The organism is Streptomyces calidiresistens, from assembly GCF_014141525.1.
In the GTDB taxonomy this organism is placed as follows: Bacteria; Actinomycetota; Actinomycetes; order Streptomycetales; family Streptomycetaceae; genus Streptomyces; species Streptomyces calidiresistens.
The window spans coordinates 1-2,519 of sequence record NZ_VKHS01000774.1; the positions used below are offsets into that span (position 1 = coordinate 1).

Consider the following 2,519-nt stretch of genomic DNA (forward strand, 5'->3'; position numbering starts at 1 on the left):
ACGACGGTCTCGCCCTCCCCCACCCCGCCCCGCTCGATCATGCCCAGTGCCGTTCCGTAGGCGATGGGCAGTGCGGCCAGTTGGTCGTCCGTGAGCGGTGATTCGGTCACGTCGTGCACCCGCTCCACCGGCACGGTGACGTACTCGGCGTAACCGCCGTCGCGTTCGCTCCCCATCAGACCCACCGGGTTCGCGTCCGGTCCCCCGGCGTCGTAGATCGCCGGGTCGACGAGCACCCGGCGACCGACGAGGCGTTCCTCGGCATCGGGACCGACCGCCGCGACACGACCCGTCACGTCGGCCCCCTGGATGCGGGGGAAATCGATCGGCCCCCGCCAGCCCGACAGCGCGTCCGGGGCCCCCGGGCGACCGTAGGACCCCTCACGGGTCCACAGATCGGTGTTGTTCAGTGCCACCGCGCCGACCCGCACCAACACCTCTCCATCCCGCGGAACGGGCACGGCCACCTCCACCGACTCGAGACGGTCCGGCCCCCCGTGCCCCGTGATCCGCACCGCGCGCATGGTCCCTGAGACCTCCATCGCACACCTCCTCGCAGGTATACTGATCGGTGAACTTTTCCCATGGTACACCGATCGGTAAAGGGCGTTCGATGCGGGAAGCACCACCCATGACCCCGGCCGGCCGCCGCATCCTGGCCGCCGCCGAGGAGTTGTTCTACGACCGCGGAATCACAGCGGTGGGCGTGGACCTGATCGCCGAGCGCTCGGGCGTGACCAAGCGCACCCTGTACAACCGCTTCGGCTCGAAGGACCACCTCGTGGCGGCCTACCTCGCGGAACGCGCCCAGCGCTGGCGGGCTCTCGTCCGTCAAGCCGTCGAAGCCCGCGACCGGCCCGCCGACGCCGTCCTCGCCCCCTTCGACGCACTACGGACCTGGACCGACACACACACCCGTGGATGCGCCTTCATCAACGCGCTGGCCGAGCTCCCGGACCCCTCCCATCCCGCGCGGCACATCGCCGTGGATCAAAAGCTCTGGCTGCTGAACCTGTTCGAGGAACTCGCCACGGAGGCCGGCTGCTCGGACCCCGCGGTGCTCGCCGGCCGGCTCCTCCTGTTGCACGAAGGGGCCCTCGCCACACAGCCGCTTCCACTCGACACCCTCTCGGAGAGCATCGAACTGGCACGCACCCTCGTTCGAATCGCCATGTCCTCCCGCCCCTGAGGCCGCCACGTCGCACCCGGGGGTTCGAATGCGCCGGACCAGCCGGGATCCACCCCGCCCCGCCCGTCGGGCCCGGTGCGGCGTGGGAGCATCGGGGGATGCTCGACATCGGTTACGCGCTCTCCTCCCGCTACCCCGACCCGCCGCAGACCGACTACCGGCGGGCGGATGTGAAGGCGCTGCGCCACGACCTGTTCTCCGGGGACGTGTACCTGGCCGACACCGAGCGGGACGAGGAGTTGGCGACCGCGCGCGGCTGGGTGCCGGTGCTGGACTTCGCGTGGGCGCTGTGCGACATCGCCGAGCGCTTGGACCGGGACCCGATGGGGAGTCGGGCGGCCAAGCCGCAGCGGGCCGCGCTGGACTTCCCGGAGTCGGCGGACGTGTGGTTGTTCGTGCGGCGGTTCGGGCACGTGGAGATCACCCCCGAGCACCCCTCGGCGGATCAGCCGACGCTCTCGGTGCTCCACTCCGAGCTGCGCCGCGAGGCGCGGGACTTCCTGCACGACCTGCTGGCGGACCTCGCCGACATGCATGAGGAGCTGGCCGACAACCCCGTGGTGTGGGACCTGCGGGCACGCTTCCCCCGGGTCTGAGCGCGCCGGGGCGCCCGGGGCGGGAGCCCCGGCCCGGGCCCCAACGTCGGGCCGGTGAGGGACTCCGGCCCGGTCCCGGGCGCCTCCCGGTGCGGACGGGGCGTCGGGCGCACCCCGTCCCCGGCCGGCGGCCCGGGGCCGTCAGGGCTCGACGCGCAACCCCAGGTGGGCGGCGAGGACGGGGGCGAGGTCGAGGAGTTGGGTGGGGGTGACGACCGCCCCGGCGAGGGATTCCACCCCGCGCGCGATCTCCAGGCCGGTGACCCCGCGCAGGTCCACGTCCGTCATCCGCACGGCGGAGAGGTCCGCGCCGCGCACCTCGCAGCCCTCGAAGGAGACCCGCTCCAGCTTGGCCCCGCCGAAGTCGGGCTCGACCAGCACGCAGTTGACGAAGGCGACGTCGGTGAGGCCGGCCTGCCGGAAGTTGGCGTAGTCGATCTTCCCGCCCCGGAAGACCACCCGGTTGAGTTCGGCCCCGAAGAACTGCGCGCCGCCGAGGCGGGCGTCGCGCCACTCCACGTCGCGCAGCACGCCCTCGGCGAAGCCGACGCCCAGGCCGCGCACGTTCTCCAGCAGGGAGTCGACCAGGCGGGCACCGCGCAGACGGGTCTCGTCCAGGACGCAGTCGCGCAGCAGGCACTCCAGGAAGGCGGCGCCGCCGCCGTCCTCGCCGGAGAGGTCGACGCCGGTGAACTCCTCCGCGTCGTGGTCGGAGCCGGGGCCGAGGTACGGGG

At 72.7% G+C, this 2,519-nt stretch carries 4 protein-coding genes; 2 read left to right on the forward strand and 2 right to left on the reverse strand.

Going from position 1 to position 2,519, the window contains the following annotated elements:
- Positions 1-542 (reverse strand): alcohol dehydrogenase catalytic domain-containing protein (locus FOE67_RS22580; RefSeq protein ID WP_182666682.1); only part of this gene is annotated, 542 nt, incomplete at its 3' end.
- A gap of 89 nt (positions 543-631) precedes the next feature.
- Here FOE67_RS22580 and FOE67_RS22585 point away from each other — a divergent pair.
- Positions 632-1,189 carry a TetR/AcrR family transcriptional regulator gene (locus FOE67_RS22585; protein WP_182666683.1) on the forward strand — a complete coding sequence of 186 codons (558 nt, stop codon included), beginning with the start codon at positions 632-634 and terminating at the stop codon, positions 1,187-1,189.
- Positions 1,190-1,287: 98 nt separating this feature from the next.
- Positions 1,288-1,785, forward strand: a complete 498-nt coding sequence (locus FOE67_RS22590; RefSeq protein ID WP_182666684.1) for a hypothetical protein — start codon at positions 1,288-1,290, stop codon at positions 1,783-1,785.
- Between the two features lie 141 nt (positions 1,786-1,926).
- Here FOE67_RS22590 and FOE67_RS22595 read toward each other — a convergent pair.
- A partial coding sequence (locus FOE67_RS22595) for a pentapeptide repeat-containing protein (RefSeq protein WP_182666685.1) occupies positions 1,927-2,519 on the reverse strand: 593 nt, incomplete at its 5' end.

Excerpts from the sequence above, each read along its gene's own strand:
- FOE67_RS22585 (WP_182666683.1), top strand. The coding sequence starts at position 632 with ATGACCCCGGCCGGCCGCCGCATCCTGGCCGCCGCCGAGGAGTTGTTC.
- FOE67_RS22590 (WP_182666684.1), top strand. The coding sequence starts at position 1,288 with ATGCTCGACATCGGTTACGCGCTCTCCTCCCGCTACCCCGACCCGCCG.